This window comes from Micromonospora peucetia (genome assembly GCF_900091625.1).
Classification (GTDB): Bacteria; Actinomycetota; Actinomycetes; order Mycobacteriales; family Micromonosporaceae; genus Micromonospora; species Micromonospora peucetia.
Genome location: NZ_FMIC01000002.1, coordinates 7,081,730 through 7,101,262 on the forward strand (window position 1 = coordinate 7,081,730; position 19,533 = coordinate 7,101,262).

General features: G+C 70.2%; 15 protein-coding genes. 3 read left to right on the top strand and 12 right to left on the bottom strand.

The annotated features are described in order from the left end of the window. Positions 1 to 57: 57 nt before the first annotated feature. Genes wecB through GA0070608_RS31005 form a run of 4 tightly spaced genes read right to left on the bottom strand, consistent with a single transcriptional unit; the run spans position 58 to position 4,575 of the window. A complete protein-coding gene (wecB, locus tag GA0070608_RS30990; RefSeq protein WP_091633580.1) occupies positions 58 to 1,182 on the bottom strand; it encodes a non-hydrolyzing UDP-N-acetylglucosamine 2-epimerase in 1,125 nt (374 codons plus the stop codon). After that, positions 1,179 to 2,417 carry a glycosyltransferase family 4 protein gene (locus tag GA0070608_RS30995; RefSeq protein WP_091633583.1) on the bottom strand — a complete coding sequence of 413 codons (1,239 nt, stop codon included), beginning with the start codon at positions 2,415 to 2,417 and terminating at the stop codon, positions 1,179 to 1,181. Before GA0070608_RS30995 ends, wecB begins: the two co-directional genes overlap by 4 nt. Next, complete coding sequence (locus tag GA0070608_RS31000) at positions 2,414 to 3,541, bottom strand: polysaccharide biosynthesis C-terminal domain-containing protein (RefSeq protein WP_091633587.1); 1,128 nt, start codon at positions 3,539 to 3,541, stop codon at positions 2,414 to 2,416. Before GA0070608_RS31000 ends, GA0070608_RS30995 begins: the two co-directional genes overlap by 4 nt. Continuing rightward, positions 3,535 to 4,575 carry an SDR family NAD(P)-dependent oxidoreductase gene (locus GA0070608_RS31005; RefSeq protein ID WP_091633591.1) on the bottom strand — a complete coding sequence of 347 codons (1,041 nt, stop codon included), beginning with the start codon at positions 4,573 to 4,575 and terminating at the stop codon, positions 3,535 to 3,537. Before GA0070608_RS31005 ends, GA0070608_RS31000 begins: the two co-directional genes overlap by 7 nt. 280 nt (positions 4,576 to 4,855) lie before the next feature. On the opposite strand from GA0070608_RS31005, the gene GA0070608_RS31010 reads away from it, so the two are divergent. Then, positions 4,856 to 6,295, top strand: coding sequence for a hypothetical protein (locus GA0070608_RS31010; protein WP_091633594.1), 1,440 nt, complete (start codon positions 4,856 to 4,858; stop codon positions 6,293 to 6,295). A gap of 48 nt (positions 6,296 to 6,343) precedes the next feature. On the opposite strand, the gene GA0070608_RS31015 is transcribed toward GA0070608_RS31010, so the two are convergent. The 6 genes from GA0070608_RS31015 to GA0070608_RS31040 all read right to left on the bottom strand — a co-directional run bounded on the left by GA0070608_RS31015 (position 6,344) and on the right by GA0070608_RS31040 (position 13,685). Further along, positions 6,344 to 7,495, bottom strand: coding sequence for a glycosyltransferase family 4 protein (locus tag GA0070608_RS31015; protein WP_342672645.1), 1,152 nt, complete (start codon positions 7,493 to 7,495; stop codon positions 6,344 to 6,346). Further along, positions 7,492 to 8,814: a glycosyltransferase family protein gene (locus tag GA0070608_RS31020; protein WP_245716037.1), complete on the bottom strand. Its 1,323-nt coding sequence runs from the start codon at positions 8,812 to 8,814 to the stop codon at positions 7,492 to 7,494. The genes GA0070608_RS31015 and GA0070608_RS31020 overlap by 4 nt, the downstream gene beginning before the upstream one ends. Next, positions 8,814 to 10,103: a lipopolysaccharide biosynthesis protein gene (locus GA0070608_RS31025; protein WP_091636632.1), complete on the bottom strand. Its 1,290-nt coding sequence runs from the start codon at positions 10,101 to 10,103 to the stop codon at positions 8,814 to 8,816. The genes GA0070608_RS31020 and GA0070608_RS31025 overlap by 1 nt, the downstream gene beginning before the upstream one ends. Positions 10,104 to 10,302: 199 nt before the next feature. Beyond that, complete coding sequence (locus GA0070608_RS31030; protein ID WP_091633601.1) at positions 10,303 to 11,421, bottom strand: acyltransferase family protein; 1,119 nt, start codon at positions 11,419 to 11,421, stop codon at positions 10,303 to 10,305. Beyond that, positions 11,418 to 12,680 (bottom strand): glycosyltransferase, encoded by a 1,263-nt coding sequence (locus GA0070608_RS31035; RefSeq protein ID WP_091633604.1) that lies wholly within the window; start codon positions 12,678 to 12,680, stop codon positions 11,418 to 11,420. The genes GA0070608_RS31030 and GA0070608_RS31035 overlap by 4 nt, the downstream gene beginning before the upstream one ends. Before the next feature lie 60 nt (positions 12,681 to 12,740). Continuing rightward, positions 12,741 to 13,685 (bottom strand): NAD-dependent epimerase/dehydratase family protein, encoded by a 945-nt coding sequence (locus GA0070608_RS31040; RefSeq protein WP_091633607.1) that lies wholly within the window; start codon positions 13,683 to 13,685, stop codon positions 12,741 to 12,743. 243 nt (positions 13,686 to 13,928) lie between these two features. On the opposite strand from GA0070608_RS31040, the gene GA0070608_RS31045 reads away from it, so the two are divergent. Then, positions 13,929 to 14,858, top strand: coding sequence for an NAD(+)/NADH kinase (locus GA0070608_RS31045; RefSeq protein ID WP_091633611.1), 930 nt, complete (start codon positions 13,929 to 13,931; stop codon positions 14,856 to 14,858). A gap of 495 nt (positions 14,859 to 15,353) precedes the next feature. Here the strand turns inward: GA0070608_RS31045 and pgm are convergent, their stop codons facing one another. After that, positions 15,354 to 17,000, bottom strand: a complete 1,647-nt coding sequence (gene pgm / locus GA0070608_RS31050; RefSeq protein WP_091633616.1) for a phosphoglucomutase (alpha-D-glucose-1,6-bisphosphate-dependent) — start codon at positions 16,998 to 17,000, stop codon at positions 15,354 to 15,356. Beyond that, positions 16,997 to 18,229: a glucose-1-phosphate adenylyltransferase gene (gene glgC / locus GA0070608_RS31055; protein ID WP_091633620.1), complete on the bottom strand. Its 1,233-nt coding sequence runs from the start codon at positions 18,227 to 18,229 to the stop codon at positions 16,997 to 16,999. Before glgC ends, pgm begins: the two co-directional genes overlap by 4 nt. Before the next feature lie 69 nt (positions 18,230 to 18,298). Here glgC and glgA point away from each other — a divergent pair, with 69 nt between their 5' ends. Beyond that, positions 18,299 to 19,501, top strand: a complete 1,203-nt coding sequence (gene glgA, locus GA0070608_RS31060) for a glycogen synthase (RefSeq protein WP_091633625.1) — start codon at positions 18,299 to 18,301, stop codon at positions 19,499 to 19,501. The last annotated feature ends 32 nt before the right edge of the window (positions 19,502 to 19,533 follow it).

Genomic DNA, 19,533 nt, shown 5'->3' on the forward strand with positions numbered 1-19,533 from the left:
CGGCAGCACGAAACCGGCGACCGGAGGTTCCGGTCGCCGGTTTTCGTTCTGCCGGTCTCAGCGGCGGATGCCCGCCCAGTCGTGGTGCCTACGGACGGTGGAGAGAACGAAGTCGACCACCCGGCGGGAGGTGTCCGGGACCCGGTAGTCGACCGGGCACGGCACCCCCTGGGCGGCGACCTGACCCACGGTCACGTCGACCGCCTCGACCACGCCCTGCGGGTCGAGGCCGGTCATGATGATCCCGCCGGCGTCCAGCGCCTCCGGGCGCTCGATCGACTCGCGCAACGTCACGGCCGGGAAGCCGAGGATCGCGGCCTCCTCGCTGATCGTGCCGCTGTCGGAGAGCGTGCAGAAGGCCCTGGTCTGCAAATGCACGTAGTCGAAGAGGCCGAACGGCTCGTGGAACGCGATCCCGTCGAGGACGCTCGCGTCCGGCGCCAACGCCTCCAACCGCTTGCGGGTGCGGGGATGCGTGGAGACCAGCACCGGATGCCCCCACCGGTCGCGGACCGCCTTGAGGCAGTCGAGCAGACGCTGGAGGCGGGCCGGCTGGTCCACGTTCTCCTCGCGGTGCGCGCTGACCACGAAGTACCGGCCGGGTGCGAGGTCGAGTTGGCGCAGCACCCCCGACGCGGCGATGTCGGCCCGGTAGTGCTCCAGCACCTCGCGCATCGGCGAGCCGGTGTGCAGGATGCGGCGCGGGTGCAGCCCCTCGGCCAGCAGGTTGCGCCGGGCGTGCTCCGTGTAGACCAGGTTGAAGTCGGCGACGTGGTCGACCAGCCGCCGGTTGGTCTCCTCGGGGACGTTGAGGTCGAAGCAGCGGTTGCCGGCCTCCATGTGGTAGACCGGCACCCGCATCCGCCGGGCCATCAGCGCGGCGATGCAGCTGTTGGTGTCGCCGAGCACGAGCAGCGCGTCCGGCCGCGTCTCGGCGATCGCCGCCTCCATGCCGACCAGCACGCCGCCCAGCACCCGGCCGAGCGACGAGGTGTCCACCCGGAGGAACCGGTCCGGCTCGCGCAGTCGCAACTCCTTGAAGAAGACGTCGGAGAGCGTGCTGTCCCAGTTCTGTCCGGTGTGCACCAGCAGGTGGTCCACGGTGTCGTCGAGCCGGGCGATCACCCGGGACAGTCGGATGATCTCGGGTCGGGTGCCGACCACCGTCATGATCCGGGTCATGCCCGTCCTCTCTCTGCTGCCAGCTTGATCAGGATGTCCTCGAACTGGTCCACGCCCACCCGCAGCGACATACGCTCCTGGTAGACCCGTCGGGCCCGCTGGCCCAACTCCGCCCGGACGTCCGCGGACTCGGCCGCCGCGACGCAGAACCGCGCGGCGAGCGCCCGCCAGTCCCCCGGCGGGGAGACCAGGCCGACCCCGGCCGAGCGGACCAGGGCCGCGGCGTCGCCGCCCACCGACGCGATCACCGGGCTGCCGCAGGCCAGGGCGGCCTGCAGTTTCGACGGGATGCTGCCGCGCAACGCGGGCAGGTCACGCAGGCAGACCAGCTGCCAGTCGGCAGCCGCGTACAGCTCGGCCATCTGTTCGGCGGGCCGCCGGCCGACGAACCGCACGTTGTCGGCGCCGAGGTCCGCGGCGAGCCGGCGCGCGGCCTCCTCGCCGGCACCCGAGCCCACCAGCACCAGGTCGATCAGGTCGCGGGCGGCAGCCGCCGCCCGGATCGCGGTCTCGACACCCTGCAACAGGCCGATGTTGCCGGCGAACATCACGGTGTGGCGCCCGCGGTGGCCGAGCACCGCACGGGCCTCGTCGGTCGCCGGCACCGGCCGGAACAGCGCGTCGTCGGTCCAGTTCCACACCACCCGGACCCGGTCCGGGTCCGCGCCACGGGCCACGACCAGGTCGGCCATCGCCGGCGAGATCACCACGACGGCACCCGCCAGGCGGTACGTCGCGCGCATCAGTGCCCCGACGCTGCGCTCCAGGGCCCGGCCGGTCCGGCCGGCGGGCGCCATGCCCGACCCGAGCACCGACTCCGGCCACAGGTCCTGGACGTGCAGCACGATCGGCGTACGCCGGGCCAGACGGTGCAGTGCCGCCGCGGCGATCGAGGTGGGTGGCGGATGGTAGACGTAGGTGACGTCGGCGTCCGCCAGCCAGCGGAGACCGCCCAGCGCGCTGCTGGCCCCGAAGGACAGGTGGCTCAGCGCGCGCCGGGCGGCGGACGTGTCGTGGCTGGGATAGGCGGGCACCCGCCGGACGGCGACCGGCCCGTCGGTCTCGGTGTGTCGCCAGCGCTGCCGCCAGCCGGGGAAGATCCGGCCGTACGGATAGCTCGGAAAGGTGGTGAGCACCCGCACCTCGTGGCCCCGCTCGGCCAGTTGACGCGCCAGGTTGCCGGGGATGAACACCCCTTCGGGCGGGTACCACTGGCTGACCAGGCCGATCCTCACGCGGCGACCACCGCGCGCTCCGGTCGGGCCGTCTCCACCGGCTCGGGCCAGGTGTCCGGCCGGGCCGGGTCGAACAGCTCGTTGGTCCAGAACATGGTGACCAGGTCGTCCGGACCGGTGTTGACCAGCTTGTGCACCCACATGGTGGGCATGTCCACCAGCACCGGCTCGTCGCCGGAGACCGGGAACCGCACCACCTCGGTGTCGCCGACCCGGCGCAGGCTGATCTCCGCCGTACCGCGCAGCACCACGAAGCGTTCCACCTTCGCCAGGTGGAAGTGCTCGCCCCGGGTGATCCCGGGACGGGTCGTGGAGCAGAAGGTCTGCCCGCCTCCCCCGTGCGTCCTGACCGTCTCGACCAGCTCGCCACGGGCGTCGGCCCGGCGCGGCAGCGCCAGCGGGTAGTGCGCCGGGAAGCAGTGCGACCGGTAGGTGTTGAACAGCCGCACGTCGTGCCGGTCCACCAGGGCCGGCAGCTCGCCCGTCCGGTAGGTGGCGGCGACGTCGGCGAGCCGGTCGGCGAGGGCCCGCACGCCGGTCCGCAGCGCCGGCATGGCCGGGTCCCACGAACCTGCGGCCGGAACGCCGACGATCCGGGCCGCCGCGTCGGTGACGTGCACCAGGCTCAGCTCACGGTCGCCGTGCACCTCCGGCTGCCCGCCCTCGGCGAGCAGCCGGCAGAACGTCGCGACCGCGGAGTTGTAGAACGGCCGGCCGTGCTCCCCGTACAGGTTGGGCAGCAGGACATCGTCGACAGGCAGGCCCGTGTCGGCCAGGGTGCCGGCGGCGGCGGCCTTGGCGTCGCCGTAGGGCGTGCCGTTTCCGGCCTGCACCGAGTTGGCGAAGACCACCGCGCCGGGCGGCGTCGGGCAGTGCTTGAGTCCCTGCGCGAGCTGGGCGGCGAGCTGCACGTTGCCGGCTGCCACGTCGGCCGGCTCACCCCGGTTGACCCCGGCCAGGTGCAGCACCCGGTCGACCCCGTCGAGCTTCGCCGCGGCCCGCTGCGGGTCGGCCAGGTCGGCCTGGGTGACGACGACCGGCTCCGGCCAGCCGAGGACGCGCAGCAGCACCCGCACGTGCCAGCCGAGGAAGCCGCCGGCGCCGGTGACCGCCAGCCTCAGCACGCCAGCACCGGGTCCCGCAGGGCCAGCTCCGCGCGGACCTCCGGCAACGTCTTCAGCAGCTCGACGATCTGCGGTACGCCCAGCCGCGGCGCGTTGGCGGAGTTGAAGTCCTCCGGCGGCCCCTGGTCGAGTTCTCCCTCGGAGACGTAGAGCGCGTAGTTGAGGTCGCGGCCGTCCAGCGGCACCCGGAGGAAGTCACCGAAGTCGTCGGCCTGGGCGAGTTCCTCCCGGCTGGCCAGCGTCTCGTCCTGCTTCTCGCCGTGTCGTACGCCGATCACGTCGAGCTTGGCGGGCACGTCGAAGAGTTCGCAGACCGCCTCGGCCAGGTCGCCGACGGTGCAGGCGGCGGCCTTGCGGATGAAGATGTCGCCGGGCCGGGCGTGCTGGAAGGCGTGCTCGACCAGCTCCACCGAGTCGGCCAGCGACATCAGGAAGCGGGTCATCCCCGGGTCCGTCACCGTGGGCGCCCGGCCCGCCTTGATCTGCTCGATGAAGAGCGGGATCACCGAGCCGCGCGAGTACATGACGTTGCCGTACCGGACGCAGGAGACGGTGGTCGCGCTGTGCGGGTTGTTCCGGGCGTGCGCCTGGGCGACCTTCTCCATCATCGCCTTGCTCATGCCCATCGCGTTGACGGGGTAGACGGCCTTGTCGGTGCTCAGCACGACCACCGAGCCGACGCCGTTGCGCTCCGCCGCCTCGACCACGTTGGCGCTGCCCAGGACGTTGGTCCGCACCGCCTCCAGCGGGAAGAACTCGCACGAGGGCACCTGCTTGAGGGCCGCCGCGTGGAAGATGTAGTCGATCCCCCGGCTGGCCCGCAGCACCGAGTCGTAGTCGCGCACGTCCCCGACGTGGTAGCGCACCCGGTCGTCGCCGAGCAGCCGGCGCATGTCGTCCTGTTTGGCCTCGTCGCGGCTGAGCACCCGGACCTCGCCGACGCCGCGGTCGAGGAGCCGGCGCACCATCGTCTTGCCGAAGGAACCCGTGCCTCCGGTGATCAGGACCCGGCGGCCGTTGGTCGAATACGTCACTGGTTGCTCCCCGTCTCGGTTCTCAGGTGGCGACCGACGCCGCAGGTCACGGGGCGGCGGTCCCACCTCGGGAAACGAGCCAGTTGACCCCGGGGGAACGCTCAAAACGGACGAAGCTGCCGGCAGGACCGCTGCTGAGTCATCGGCCAACCGACATTCATGAAACACCCGAGCGTGCCGGCGGATCGTTGCTATAACCAGGGCACTCACCCATCAAGCCAGGTCATCGGTCGGGCGGTCCCTCCGCCGGCAAGGCCGTAAGGGCAGGAGCGCTGACCACATGACGACGACCATCGTGAAGAGGGCCACGTCGCACGGCGCGAGGCAAGACGGCGCACACGGCTGGGCCTTGGCCTACATTCCACTCAAGCTGGCGGTCATTTACCTGGTAGGCACCTATGGGCTCTTTCTGACTCTGGGCAGGGCAGCGGAAAGCCCGAACCTGATGAAACTCACCCTGTTCGTGTCAGCAGCCACAGGAGCGCTGTGCGTCGGGTACGTGATGCACGTGGCCCTTAGGTCCTCGCCCACGGCGTTCGGGGCAACCGTCGGTCGCCGCCACGCCCCACCGCGAACACTCGTAGTCGTCAGCGCCACCTACGTTCTTCTTCTCGGGATCGCGCAACTGAACGTGATTGGCATCTCGAGCCCGACCGAACTCGCCCATGCCGTCACCAACCCCGGCGAGCGGTATTTTCTGCAATTACAGCAGGAGGGACAGTTCTCGCGCCCGGTGCAGCTCCTCACGTTGCTGGCAGCGCTCTATCCCCTGCTCATACCAGTTGCTGTCCTCCACTGGTCGAGGCTGGGTCGACTCTTGCAGCTGTATGTCCTGGGCAGCCTTACCACCTTTGCGGTCTACTACATGGCGATCGGAATTCTCAAAGGACTGGGCGACATGCTGATCTGGTGGGCTGCCAGCTATCTTTTGCTTCTCGGCTCCAGATCCATTCGACCGGCACGGGCGATGAAGCTGACAAACTGGCGTCATCTCGCTGCCTTCGCCGCGATGTTGGTGATCTTCCTCGGGTACATGTCCTTCAACCAGAGCGATCGAGCACGTACGTCCGGACAGGGACCGGCGGTACAGGGCAGCCCTGTGGTTGCCGGCCTGATCGGTGACGATCTCGCCGCCGGCCTCGCAGTCACCATCTCCTATCCCACGCACGGCTACCTGGGCTTGAGTCACAACCTCAGCGTGCCGTTCGAGTGGGCCAAGGGGACGGGCTCGTCACCGGCGCTTGGCAGCTACCTGGAGCAGTACACACCTTTCGATCCCCAGTTCGAAAGGCGGTACACCGCCCGTACAGAGGTGGCGACCGGCTGGCCTGACGGAATGTACTGGTCGACGATCTATCCGTGGCTCGCGTCGGATCTCACGTACCCGGGCGCCGTCTGCCTGATGGCAGTGGTGGGATGGTTCCTTGCGAAGTTCTGGCGTGAGGCGGTCCTACAGCGCCGTGTCCTCTCAATGGCACTGTTCGGCCAGCTTGCTCTCCTGATCGCCTTCGTGCCCGCCAACAATCAACTCGGACAGACAAGACCGGCGCTGATCGCGTTCGTCTCGCTGTGCGCACTGTCGGTGTTCGCAAGGATCCAGCGACGCGTCTCGCTGACAGCCGAGCCTGCGGAATCGTCTTTGCCCACCGGTCGACACCACCGTCCCACCACGAGCGGCGCCACCCGAGGCCGTCGGCCCGACAGCGTCCTCACGGCCTGAGGTATCACCACCAGCGCGACACCCGGCCGCCATGACGGGTGCCGCGCCTCAGCCGGTGGCATCTTGGACGGCGGTCAACTCAGCGTCATCGCCGGTCGGTGATGACGCGTCACGATGCGAGACTCGGCGCCACAGTGCCTCGTACCGATCGAAGACGGCGGGCAGCGCGTATTCGGCAGCCGCCTTCCTCCTGGCCCGTTCGCCGAGCTCGCTTCGGTGACTCGGGGAGCTCATCACCGCCGTCAAGGCGGCAGCAAGTCGATCCGGTTCGTGTGGCGGAACCACGACGCCGCAGCCGTCGCCCAGCATCTCCCCCACCGCCCCGACATCCGTGGCCACCACCGGACGCCCGAGCGCCATCGCCTCAAGAATCACGTTGGGGAAACCCTCCGAGTGGCTGGGCAGTACGAACACCTCGCAGCCCGCCATGAGTTCCAGCAGTTCCTGCCCGCCCAACTCGCCGAGGAAGGTCACGGCGGGCTCGGGCGAGGATGGCCGGATCTGCTCCAGGTAACCCCTCTCGCCAGGGCCGGCGACCACCAGTTCCCAGCCCGTGGTCTCGATGTCGTTCCAGGCGGCCAACAGGTCCTCGACGCCTTTCGCGGGGATCACCCACCCCGCGAAGAGCACCTGCTTCCGCGGAGATTCCTGTCCGGGACGCAGCGGCAGCGTCGACAGGTCCACGCAGTTGGGAACGCGCACGAGCAACTTGTGGTCGGCGTATCTGTGGATGGCGTCTTCGGTCTTCTCGTCCAGGGCCACCACCGCTGACGCCCGCTCGATGACTCGCCGCATCAGACGCCACTCCCAACGGCCTGCGGCGGCGATCTCCGGCACCCTGCCGAACCGGATGTGATAGACGAACGGCACCTCGAACACCCGGGAGATCCGGAGCATCACGAGGTCGCGAACCACGCCGAGGTGCCCCGAGGTGTTGACGTGCACAGCGTCGGGCCGCCGTCGCACCATCTGCCAACCGAGCGAGCAGGCGCTTCGGGCGATCTGGACGGCTCCCGCGAGGATCCGGCGTGCCAGCGACGTCTGATGGATCGACCTTCCCCGCAGCGCGATGTCCACGACAACGACGTCGACGGTGTCCATGCTCCGCGCAGCGCCTGCGATCATCGCGGTCCAGCGCGCGATACCTCCCTGCGGCGGTGGCAACGGCGAGACCAGGGCCACCCGGAGTGGACGGCTCACCGCGCACCCTCCCGGGCCGTACCCGCCACCTGCGCCAGTTGGGCCACGAACGCCGATGCCACTTCCTGGCGCGAGTGGCGCACCTTCGCGTAGGAGTATCCGTTGTCTCCGAAGCGCTGACGGAGCAGGGGATCGCCGCACAGTTGCTCGATGCGCCGCACCAACGGCTCCACCTTCTCCTCACCTACCACCAGCCCGGCGTCCGCCGTCACGATGTGCCGCATCGAGGCCAACTCTCCCGGGCCGTGCCCGAGGATGGGCCGACCGGCGGCCAGGTACTGCGGGATCTTCGTCGACAGCGACAGGCGCGTGTACCGCACGAGCTCGGGCGCGAACGACTCGACGTGGACGAGGACATCCGCGCTACGCAGGATCGAAAGAACCTCCGTGCTGCCGACGGACCGCGCGAGGCGGACCGCCGGCAGGTCGGCGAAGGCCGAGGCGTAGTGCTCCAGGTCACGCTCGGGCGCGTACACGGTCAGCCGTGCCGGTGGGAGCGGCGACACGATGCGCTCCAGCGCCGCCCCGATCCGCGCCAGTGAAGCCCATCGCCCCAGATGCAGGCCACCGGCGTAGACGAACTCCACCCCGCCCTCGGCCGACCTCGGGTCAGGCGGCCGCGCGCCTGCCCGATATCCGGCAAAGGCCGCCCCGTCCACGCAGTTCATGAAGGCGGCGAAGGGGATGCGGTAGCGCCGGCGGTACTCGTCGGCCATGGGCGTGCTGATGCAGAGCCCGGAGCGGGACAGCCGCACCACCTCACGGAGGTTCGCCTCCTTCGCCCGCCGGCCGAGGCCGAGCAGTTCGCCGTCCGCATACAACGTGGTCGGCCAGTCGTCCATGAAGTGCGGCACCAACGGCACCCCGCAGTGCCGGGCGATGCCGCAGGCCAACCTCATGACCCGGACGCTGCCCAGGACCGAGTAGACGACCTCCGGACGGTACCGGCGGGTCCAGCGGAGCAGCTGTCGCGGAAGGACGAGCGGGCTCAGATCCGCGACCGCCCGCATGTGCTGCCACATCCGCCCGCCTGCCGACCGCGCGGCCGGATTGGCCGCCGGTGCCGGAGGGCCGCCGGGGGCACCTTTCGCCACGAACCGCCGCGTCCAGTAGTCGACCGGTGCGCTGCGCGGATCCAGCGGAAAGTAGTGCTGGCACACATCGGTCGAGGGCGCCCTGGCGGTCAGGTGCACCTGCGCCAACCGGTCCGTCGGCCAGCCACCGAAAAGGTTGGACAGAGTGATTCCTGTCCCCGTCGTATGTCCGAAGGGCTCCGCGCCCACCACGAGTACGCGCGGGTATGTCGACACGTCTGCCATCAGTCGGTTTCCTTTGCTGTAGCCGCAGGATCGTTGAGTACCGCGCGGTATCCGTGCAGAGCGCCCGGGACGACCGTGAGCAGATAGACCAACGCTCCGGTGATCGGTACGGCGGCCACGCCGTACCTGCCGGCCGCGTACCACTTGAGGGGAATCGAGACGGCCAGGTAGGCCGTCCACCCCAACAGCTGCGGGCGGATGACGCCGGCGGCGTTCTGCACCATGAAGCATGGCGACATCGCGGCCAGCAGCACCCACCAACAGGCGAGTCCAGCGAGCAGCAATCCGCCCCCCTCAAGACGGATGCCGGCCCAGGCGCCGAGCAACGGGCCACCGGCGAACACGAGTCCACCCCCGAGGACGACCGCCATGCTCGATGACACGATCGTCATCCGGCGGCTGGTCCGCCGCACCCAGTCGATCTCTCCCCGGGCGAGGGCGTCTCCGTTCGCCGTCCAGAGCGGCACGTTCACGAGCGATACCAGGATCCCGACCTGGGCAAAGAGCCGCGCGGCGACAGCAAAGTCGGTGACATCCCGCATCTGCAACACGTGAGCGATCAGCAGACTGTCGGCATTGTTCGCCACCGACATGACGATCGTCAGGAGGAAGAACAGTCCGCCGAGAGCCACCAGTTCCCGCGCCTCACCGCGATCGGCCGCACGTAACCGCGGTCGCAGTTGCGGCAGGGCTCGCCCGTACACCCAGCAGCTGGTGAGCAGGTTCGTCAGGACCGGTCCGGTCACGCTGGCCGTCACGACTCCGACCGGTGGCATGTCGACATGCACAGCGAGCAGCACGAGAGGCACGGCGGACAGGCCGCCGAGCGCCTGCCACAAATTGCTCTGCGCCACCTGCTGGTACGCGAACTGCACGCGGACGACCAGGGAGAGCGGCACGTTGACCACGAAGGCCGTGAGACAGGCGAGCATGAAGGGTTCGGCCTCGGCACCGGCCGGACCGTCGGCGCCGATCAGCCCCGACCACGGCACCAGCGGCGAGGCCGACCACAGGCACAGCAGGATCAGTACGGCGATGCCGGTGAGCAGGACGTAGGCGCTGGAGACGTAGCGACGGGCACGCGCCGTGTCCCCCGTCGCGAAGCAGGGCGCGAGTCTGGTCATCAGGCCGTTGCCGAGGCCGAGGTCGGCGAAGGCCGCCATCGCGGTCAGGGCACCGACCGCCGCCCACAATCCGTAGAGATTCGGCCCCAGCTCCGCCAGCATCACCGGAATCAGCACGAGCGGGGTCACCACGCCTACGGCCCGGCAGAGCACCGTGGCGGCCATTCCGGTGAGCAGACGCCGTTGTCGGTCGCGGGCCGGCAGAACGTCCGTGTCCGCTGTGGTCAGGGGCGGCTCGGCCCGCACCGACGTAGCGACTTCCCGGGACAGGGACATCACTCACCCGCCGATCGGCGGGGTACGCAGTCCGCCGCCGGGCGCCTCGGCGTCGCGCCACGGCCACACACCGGTCGCGGCCGCCAGCTCATGTGGCTCTGACGGAGTATCGCTTGAAGCGCAGTGCCGGCTTCTCCACCAGGTGCCATGAGGCGACGGCACAGCCCAGCGTGAGCGCGACCAGCAGGATGACCAACGCCGTGCCCCGTACCGGCCAGTGGTCGCGGCCGGCCCAGATGAAGACGTTGACGAGAGGCATGTGCCAGATGTATGCCCCGAAGCTGAGGTCACCGATACGGGCTGTCAGCCCTTGAAGGACGGCAGGCCCTCGGTGCCCCATCCAGAACACCAGGTAGGAGAGGGGAACACCGGCCAGTACGCCGAGCAACACCCGGCCCGAAGGGCCGACCAGGTGCTGGGTCCAGGTAAGCGCGCCGTACCCGCAGAGCACGGCGAGGGCCGTCGCGCCGGATCGGGGTGCCAGATGCCAGGATCGCGACCACATGACGCCGAGCAGGAAGTAGCCGAGCCACGGTAGGACGGAGACACCGAGCAGCCGTGCGATCTGGTTGTCGCCAGCCGTGCTCAGCGACCACGCGTACAGGCCACAGCCGGCCACGGCGACGACGACCGCGCCGTACATCATCGCCCGGAACGACCGACGAACGGCGACCAGCACCAGTGCCGGCACGATCAGGTAGAAACCGATCTCGGCAGGGATCGTCCAGAGGCTGCCGTTGACCACGCCCGTCCCGAAGTCCCCGAAGAGTGCCGGATGGTAGACCGGCACAAGGAACAGGGTGCTGGCGAACCAGCCCGCGAAGTGGACGTCGGTGAGCGATCGGGCATCCACGACACCGACGATCAGCAGGAGGCCGGTCATCGCCAGCAGATAGACGTAGATGGCCGGAGCGATGCGGAGAAACCTGTTGCGGAAGTATTCCGCCCAGCCTCGGCCGCTCTGCTGACACCTGAACGCCGAGCTGAAGACCAGCCCGCCACTGATGATGAAGAACACGGCAACCCCATCGCCGAACCACCTGCCGCTGCCCGGCTCGTACCACATGAAGCGACTGCCAGTGTGCTCAACGGTGTGTTGGACCACAACCGCGAGTGCCGCCACCAGTCGGAGCAAGTCGAAGCAGTTGCCGTCCTGCCGACGTGGCGTTCCGGTTCGGCGGGCCGCCGAACGGGCGATGGCCGTCATGTGATGTCGTCTCCCCGCGATCGACGTGTCCGTGCAACTGCCGGGCCGGTGGTCCCATCGATCGCATACCGCCGCCCGTGAAGAGAATCGAGGAATCCGGCAACGGGCTGGGCGAACCGTCGGTAGTCGAAGGAGGACTCGGCGGTGGCCCTCGCCGCCACCCGCATCTCCTCGTGCTGTGACCGGGGCAGCATGGCCGCACGCCGCAACACGCGCTCAAGCTCGGTGCTGCTGTGGTCGACGCAGACGAACCCCTGCCGGCCGTCCTGGAGGTAACGCCCCATGTCGCTGGTCAGGTTGGCGATCACGGGAGTGCCGCAGGCGAGACTCTCCACGAACTTGGTGGGGAAGCCCGCGTGCGTGAACCGTTCGGACGGCCGGACAAGGACGCTGAAGTCCGCGTTCCGGACGATGGCCTCGACGTCCTGCTGCGGCACTCGACCAGGCACTCGAACCGAGGAAGGAAGGTCTGCGCCGTCGAGCAGGTCGCGGACCTGCTCGACAGTGGGTCCGTAGACCGAGAGGGTGACCGGCGTCCTGCGGCTGACCGCGTCAGTCGCGCGGATGATCGTCGTCAGGAGATCCTTGCGACCCGGTGTTCCGAAGTACACGGCGTTGAGCGGACCAGCCTCCGTGGTGACCGCATGGCCGCCCGGCTTCACCTCGAACACGTCCAGGGTCGGCGGCACCAGCAGGACCCGGCAGCCGCGTTCCCGGTAGTGGCGCTCCAGCAGGGAACTGATCGCGATGATGCCCTGACAGCGGGGATACTGATGTCGCAGGGCGAGCTTCGCGCTCAGGTGCGGTGGTCCGAGTGCTCCACCCGGCATCTGGTGCGGGGCGTACCACTCCACGACGTCCGCGACCAAGGCAACGCCGTTGCGGCGGCACCATCGGCCCACGCGGGCCATGTACTGGGCCCCGCCGCCGTAGACGACGACGCACTCCGGGCGGGTGGGCTGTTCGTCGAGCCACCGTACGGTCCGCTCACCGAGGCGGACGACCATCTGGACCGCCTTCGACACGATGCTGGCATCGGCCGATGGCCGCTCCCCGGCGCCGACATGGCGCAACAGGCCCGCCCCAGCCGTACTGACGGTGACGGGCGTCTTCGGCCCGCTCTCGCCGCTGACCACGACGACGTCGCGGCCGGCTGCCGCCATCGACTGCGCCAAGCCGAAGACACGCCGCGAACCCGGCTCGCCCCAGGGAAAGCGGAACGGTCCCACGTAGGCGATCCATGTTCCCGCGCCGGTCATTGTCGTTTCCGTTCCGACGGACCCAACGGCTCACCGCTGCCCCGGCAGCGGTGCAACGGGTCACGGTTCGACGAGCACACGGTCCGACATCCCGCCGACGGTCGCCTCGAGGCCCGCACGCAACGGATACCGGCGCACCGAGGGGAACAGCTCGAGCAGTCGTGCGCAGTCCGCCTGCGAGTCCCGCACGTCGCCGGCGCGCGGCGGGCCGTGCTCCACGTCGAGGCGGCGGCCGAGCACCTCTTCCAGCTCCGCGATCAACTCCAGCAGCGAGACCCGCGCGCCGAAGGCGAGATTCACCACGTCCGGCGCGCAGACACGGCGCAGGACCGCGTCGACGATCACGTCCGTGACGCTGCCGACGTAGGTGAAGTCGCGGGACTGGGTGCCGTCGCCGTGCACCTGGAGCGGCCGGCCCTCCAGCGCCGCCGAGACGAACCTCGGCACCACGGCGGCGTACGCGTGGTTGGCGGCCTGGCGGGGCCCGTAGACGTTGAAGAAGCGGAACGGCAGCACCCCGATGCCGTAACAGGAGGCGTACGCGAGCGTGTAGGCCTCGGTTGCCAGCTTGGAGACCGCGTACGGGCTCACCGGCATCGGCCGCAGCGTCTCCTGACGTGGCAGGACCGGGTTGGCGCCGTAGACGGAGGACGACGAGGCGACAACGATGTGCGGGACCCCGTGGCGACGGACCGCCTCCAGCACGCTCAGGGTGCCGGTGGCGTTGGCGTGGTGACTGCGCAGCGGGTCGTCGATGGAGCGGGGCACCGAGCCGAGGGCACCCAGGTGAACGACGCTGGCCGCCCCGCTGACCGCCTCGTCGAGCAGGTCGGGGTCGAGGATCGTCCCGGTGAACAGCCGGACGGGCAGGTCGAGGAGGTTGTCCAACGACCCGGTAGAGAGGTCGTCGACGGCCACGACCTCGGTGACCTGCGGCGCGTCGGCGAGGGCGCGTACCAGGTTGGAGCCGATGAAACCGGCGCCACCGGTAACGACGATCTTCAAGGATCCTCCTCGTGGTCCCGGCCCGGCGCGCCACCTGCGCGCGGGCACGGGGCAGCGGGCCCCTTCGGACCCGCGCCCGTCTCTACAAACGACCGGGCAGGCCGCCCGTCACGCGAAAAGGCACAGAAGGGACTCCGGGGCGGAAACAGCCGACGGGTGCACCGGCGGCCCCCGAGGGCCGCAGGCGCGGACGCACCTTGCGGTACGCCCGTGCGGGGCCCCTGGATGTGGTGAGCTGTAGGCATGGACCGGAGCCGGCTCGGGCTGGTGCTGCATCCCACCCGGGACGTCTCCGCGGTGGTCGACACCATCGTGAACTGGGCCGCCCGGCACCGGATCGCCCTGGCCGTACGCGCCGAGGACCGGCACCGGGTGCCGGCAACGGTCGAGCCGTTGCCGGTGGGCGAGGTGGCCGTCCGGTCGGACGCACTGATCGCCATCGGCGGGGACGGGACGATGCTCGGCGCGTTACGCGCGGCCGTCCACGATCCGAAGCCGGTGCTCGGCGTACACGTGGGCAAGCTCGGCTTCCTGGTCGAGGTGGAGCCGCCGGAACTGCCGACGGCCCTGGACCGGCTGGTGGCGCACGATTTCACGGTGGAGAGCCACAGCTGCCTGGTCTGCGATCTCTGCGGGGAGGATCTTGTCGCGTTCAACGACGTCGTGCTGATCCGCCAACCCGGTTCGGGCTTCGTCGACGCCTCGCTCGCGGTCGACGGGCAGCAGTACGGCTACTACCGCTGCGACGCGCTGGTGATCAGCACCCCGACCGGCTCTACCGCGTACAGCTACGCCGCTGGCGGCCCGCTGGTCTCGCCAGCGGCCGACGTGGTGGTGGTGAGCCCGTCCGCACCGATGGCCGGTATCTCCCGCGCGGTGGTGCTCTCCCCCGACGAGACGATCCGGCTGGAGCTGCGTGAGGGCTCCGGGCCGATCGCCGTGGAGATGGACGGCCTGGTGATCCGGGACGCTTCGACCCAGGGAGCCATGCAGGTGCGCTACCGCCGCGACGCCGGCCTGGTCGTACGCCTGGACCCGCGCCGCTACCAGGAGCGCAACCAGCTCAAGCTGACTCTGCTGGACCTGCCACTGCTCCCCGAGCAGCTTCGCGAACTGCTTCCGGAGAGCCTGCGCGACCAGCTCAACCGTCGAGAGTTGCCCCCGCCCCGCTGACCCGGACCCATGCCCCGCCCCGGTCCTTGGTGCCAGGTGTCAGGGGTCTTGGTGCCTAGTCTGGTGCCCTGGTGCCCTTCGTGCCCTGGTGCCCGGCTGCTTGGGCGTGCGGCGATTGCGGGACCAGCGTCCATGGGGCTGGTGCGACGCTGTCGAGCTGCCCCATGCATGCGACCGACCCGGGGCTATTTCCCTGCCCCAGCTATGGGGGCAGCTCGACAGTGCGCACACTAGCCCTCCAGGACCCTGGCACCGCACCACCGCACCAACGCCGATTCGCCCAACGACCCGGCACCGCGCATTTCGGCGCCACGCGACCGAGACCACGAGACTCGGCACGCACGCACGACGCGGATGGCGTGCGGGGCGGGCTGGGCGGGCACCCCGCACCGCACGACCGCACCGCGCAGTTGCGCACCGCACGACCCCAGCACCCACCCACGCCGGGTCGGCTCCCGGACCGATGAGGTGGGTCGATGCGGGTGGCTCGGGCGTTCAGGCCTGCTTGAGAACCCCGGAGACCAGGTCCTTCGCCTCCTGCTGGATCCGGGTGAGGTGCTCCGGGCCCTGGAAGGACTCGGCGTAGATCTTGTAGACGTCCTCGGTGCCCGACGGGCGGGCCGCGAACCAGCCGGACTCCGTGGTCACCTTCAGCCCGCCGATCGGCGCGTCGTTGCCCGGTGCGGTGGTGAGCGTCGCGGTGATCGGCTCACCGGCCAGTTCGGTGGCGGTCACCTGCTCCGGCGAGAGCTTGCCGAGCACGGCCTTCTCCTCCCGGGTGGCCGGCGCGTCGATCCGGGCGTACGCGGGTGCGCCGAAGCGCTCGGCCAGCTCCGTCCAGTGCTGGCTCGGGGTGCGGCCGGTGGTGGCGATGATCTCGGCGGCGAGCAGGCAGAGCAGGATGCCGTCCTTGTCGGTCGTCCAGGTGCTCCCGTCGCGGCGCAGGAACGACGCGCCGGCGCTCTCCTCGCCGCCGAAGCCCACCGCGCCGTCGAGCAGCCCGGGCACGAACCACTTGAAGCCGACCGGCACCTCCAACAGGGGGCGGCCCAGGTCGGCGGCGACCCGGTCGATCATCGAGGAGGAGACCAGGGTCTTGCCGACCGCAGCGGCCGGCCCCCATCGTGTCCGGGTGCGGAACAGGTGGGAGATCGCCACCGCGAGGTAGTGGTTGGGGTTCATCAGGCCGCCGTCGGGGGTGACGATGCCGTGCCGGTCGGCGTCGGCGTCGTTGCCGGTGGAGACCTGGTAGTCGGCACGGGCGGCGATCAGGGAGGCCATCGCGTTCGGCGAGGAGCAGTCCATCCGGATCTTGCCGTCGCCGTCCAGGGTCATGAACCGCCAGGTCGGGTCGACCGTCGGGTTGACCACGGTCAGGTCCAGCCGGTGCCGCTCGGCGATCTCGCCCCAGTAGGCCACGCTCGCGCCGCCGAGCGGGTCGGCGCCGATGCGCACCCCGGCGTCGCGGATCGCGTCGACGTCGATGGCCGCCGGCAGGTCGTCGACGTAGCGGGCGAGGAAGTCGTACGACCCGGTGGTGTCGGCGGCGCGGGCCCGGGCGTACGGGATCCGCCGGACCTCCTTCAGTCCGTCGGCGAGGATGGCGTTGGCCCGGTCCTGGATCCACCTCGTGGCGTCGGTGTCCGCCGGGCCGCCGTGGGTGGGGTTGTACTTGAAGCCGCCGTCGTCGGGCGGGTTGTGCGACGGGGTGATGACGATGCCGTCGGCGAGCCCGCTGGTGCGGCCCCGGTTGTGGGCGAGGATGGCGTGCGACACCGCCGGGGTGGGCGTGTAGCCGTCGCGGCTGTCCAGCAACACGGTGACCTCGTTGGCGGCGAGCACCTCGAGGGCGTCCACCGTTGCCGGGGCGGAGAGCGCGTGGGTGTCCCGGCCGAGGAAGAGCGGGCCGTCCGGGCCCCGCTCCCGGCGGTAGTCGCAGAGCGCCTGGGTGACCGCGAGGATGTGGTCGGAGTTGAACGCGTTGCGCAGGCTCGACCCGCGGTGCCCGGACGTGCCGAAGGAGACCTGCTGCGCCGGGTCCTGCGGATCCGGGTGCTCGGCGTAGTAGGCGGTCACCAGCCGCGGCACGTCGACCAGGTCGGCGGGCTGGGCGGGCTGGCCGGCCCGGGGATGACTGCTCACGGTTCCACCTTCTGTCCCTTGCCGATCACCACGATGCCGTTGTCGGAGACTGTGTAGCGCTGCCGGTCCCGCTCCAGGTCGACGCCGATCTCGGCGCCCTCCGGCACGATCACGTTCTTGTCGAGGATGGCCCGGCGGACGACCGCGTGCCGGCCGATGTCGACCCCCTCCATCAACACCGCGCCGTCCACGTGCGCCCAGGAGTGCACCTTGACCTTCGGCGCCACGACCGAGTTCTCCACCAGCCCGCCGGAGATCACCGCGCCGGGCGAGACCATCGAGGCGACCGCCCGGCCGACCCGCTCGCCCCACTGGTGGACGAACTTGGCCGGCGGGTACGGCGACAGCCCCGTGTAGATCGGCCAGTCGAAGTTGTAGAGGTTGAAGACCGGGTGAACGTTGATCAGTTCCATGTGGGCGTCGTAGTAGGAGTCGAGTGTCCCCACGTCGCGCCAGTAGCCGCGGTCCCGGTCGGTGCTGCCCGGCACCTCGTTGTCGCGGAAGTCGTAGACGTTGGCCTCGCCGCGCTCGACCAGCATCGGGATGATGCTGCCGCCCATGTCGTGCTTGCTGGACTTGTCCTCCGCGTCGCGCTCGACCGCCTCGCACAGCGCCTTCGTGCTGAACACGTAGTTGCCCATCGAGGCGTAGATCTCGTCGGGTGCGTCGGGCAGGCCGACCGCGTCGGTGGGCTTCTCGCGGAACGCCCGGATCCGCCGGCCGTCCTCGCCGACCTCGATCACGCCGAACTGGTCGGCCGTCGACAGCGGCTGCCGGATGCCGGCCACGGTCACGGCGGCGCCGGAGGCGATGTGGTCCTCCACCATCTGCCGGGGGTCCATCCGGTAGATGTGGTCGGCGCCGAAGACGATCACGTGGTCGGGCTGCTCGTCATGGATGAGGTTGAAGCTCTGGTAGATCGCGTCGGCCGAGCCGGCGAACCACCACGGGCCGCGGCGCTGCTGCGCCGGCACCGGGGTGACGTAGTTGCCGAGCAGGGTCGACATCCGCCACGTCTTGGTGATGTGCCGGTCGAGCGAGTGCGACTTGTACTGGGTCAGCACGACGATCTTCAGATAGCCGGCGTTCGCCAGGTTGGACAGGACGAAGTCGACCATGCGGTACATCCCGCCGAACGGGACGGCCGGCTTGGCCCGGTCCGTGGTGAGCGGCATCAGGCGCTTGCCCTCTCCGCCGGCCAGGACGATCGCGAGCACCTTGGCAGCCATGTCCAGACGCTATCCATCCCCGTGGGAGTTCACCACTCGTACGGGCACTTCTGCACTAGGGTGCGGGGGATGACGGCACCGGCACCCCTTCGCGTCGACCTGCTCACCCGGGAATATCCGCCGGAGGTGTACGGCGGGGCCGGGGTGCACGTCGAGTACCTGGCCCGTGAGCTGCGTCGGCTGGCCGACGTGCGGGTGCACTGCTTCGGCATGCCGCGCACCGAGGCGGGTGTCACCGCGTACGCCGAGCCGGCGGGCCTGACCGGCGCGAACGCCGCGTTGCGGACGATGGGCGTGGACCTGGAGATGGCGGCGGCGTGCGCCGGCACCGACGTGGTGCACAGCCACACCTGGTACGCCAACCTGGCCGGGCACACCGCGAAGCTGCTGCACGACGTGCCGCACGTGGTGACCGCGCACAGTCTGGAGCCGCTGCGGCCATGGAAGGCCGAGCAGCTCGGCGGCGGGTACGCGCTCTCCTCCTGGTGCGAGCGCACGGCGTTCGAGGCCGCCGACGCGGTCATCGCGGTCAGCGAGGGGATGCGGCGTGACGTGCTGACCGCCTACCCGGCGGTGCACCCCGACCGGGTCCGGGTGGTCCACAACGGCATCGACACGGCGCAGTACGCCCCGGACCACGGCACGGACGTGCTGGAGCGGCTCGGCATCGACCCGGCCCGGCCCAGCGTGGTCTACGTGGGGCGGATCACCCGGCAGAAGGGCCTGCCCTACCTGCTGCGCGCGGCACGCGACCTGCCGGCGGACACCCAGCTCGTGCTGCTCGCCGGCGCACCGGACACCCAGGAGCTCGCCGCCGAGGTGGAGGGTCTCGTCGCCGAACTGCGGGCGAACCGGTCGGGCGTGGTGTGGGTGGCCGAGATGCTGCCCAAGCACGAGGTGATCCAGGTGCTCACGCACGCCACGGTCTTCGTCTGCCCTTCGGTCTACGAGCCGATGGGCATCGTCAACCTGGAGGCGATGGCCTGCGAGACGGCGGTGGTGGCCACGGCCACCGGCGGCATCCCGGAGGTGGTCGCCGACGGCGAGACCGGGCTGCTGGTCCCGATCGAGCAGGCCGGCGACGGCTCCGGCACCCCGCTGGACCCGGACCGCTTCGTGGCCGACCTGGCGGCGGCGATGAACGAGATGCTGGCCGACCCGGTGAAGACCGCCGAGCGGGGCAGGGCCGGGCGTCGACGCGCGGTCGAGCACTTCTCCTGGGACGCCATCGCCGCCCGCACCCTCGACCTCTACCGCTCACTGTTGGGGTAAGGCAGCAAGGCCCGCTTGCCGACGGTCGGCAG

Coding starts and splice junctions, on each gene's coding strand:
- wecB (WP_091633580.1), bottom strand. CDS start 1,182: ATGACCCGGATCATGACGGTGGTCGGCACCCGACCCGAGATCATCCGA.
- GA0070608_RS31010 (WP_091633594.1), top strand. CDS start 4,856: ATGACGACGACCATCGTGAAGAGGGCCACGTCGCACGGCGCGAGGCAA.
- GA0070608_RS31020 (WP_245716037.1), bottom strand. CDS start 8,814: ATGGCAGACGTGTCGACATACCCGCGCGTACTCGTGGTGGGCGCGGAG.
- GA0070608_RS31025 (WP_091636632.1), bottom strand. CDS start 10,103: ATGGCCGCCACGGTGCTCTGCCGGGCCGTAGGCGTGGTGACCCCGCTC.
- GA0070608_RS31030 (WP_091633601.1), bottom strand. CDS start 11,421: ATGACGGCCATCGCCCGTTCGGCGGCCCGCCGAACCGGAACGCCACGT.
- GA0070608_RS31035 (WP_091633604.1), bottom strand. CDS start 12,680: ATGACCGGCGCGGGAACATGGATCGCCTACGTGGGACCGTTCCGCTTT.
- GA0070608_RS31045 (WP_091633611.1), top strand. CDS start 13,929: ATGGACCGGAGCCGGCTCGGGCTGGTGCTGCATCCCACCCGGGACGTC.
- glgC (WP_091633620.1), bottom strand. CDS start 18,229: ATGGCTGCCAAGGTGCTCGCGATCGTCCTGGCCGGCGGAGAGGGCAAG.
- glgA (WP_091633625.1), top strand. CDS start 18,299: ATGACGGCACCGGCACCCCTTCGCGTCGACCTGCTCACCCGGGAATAT.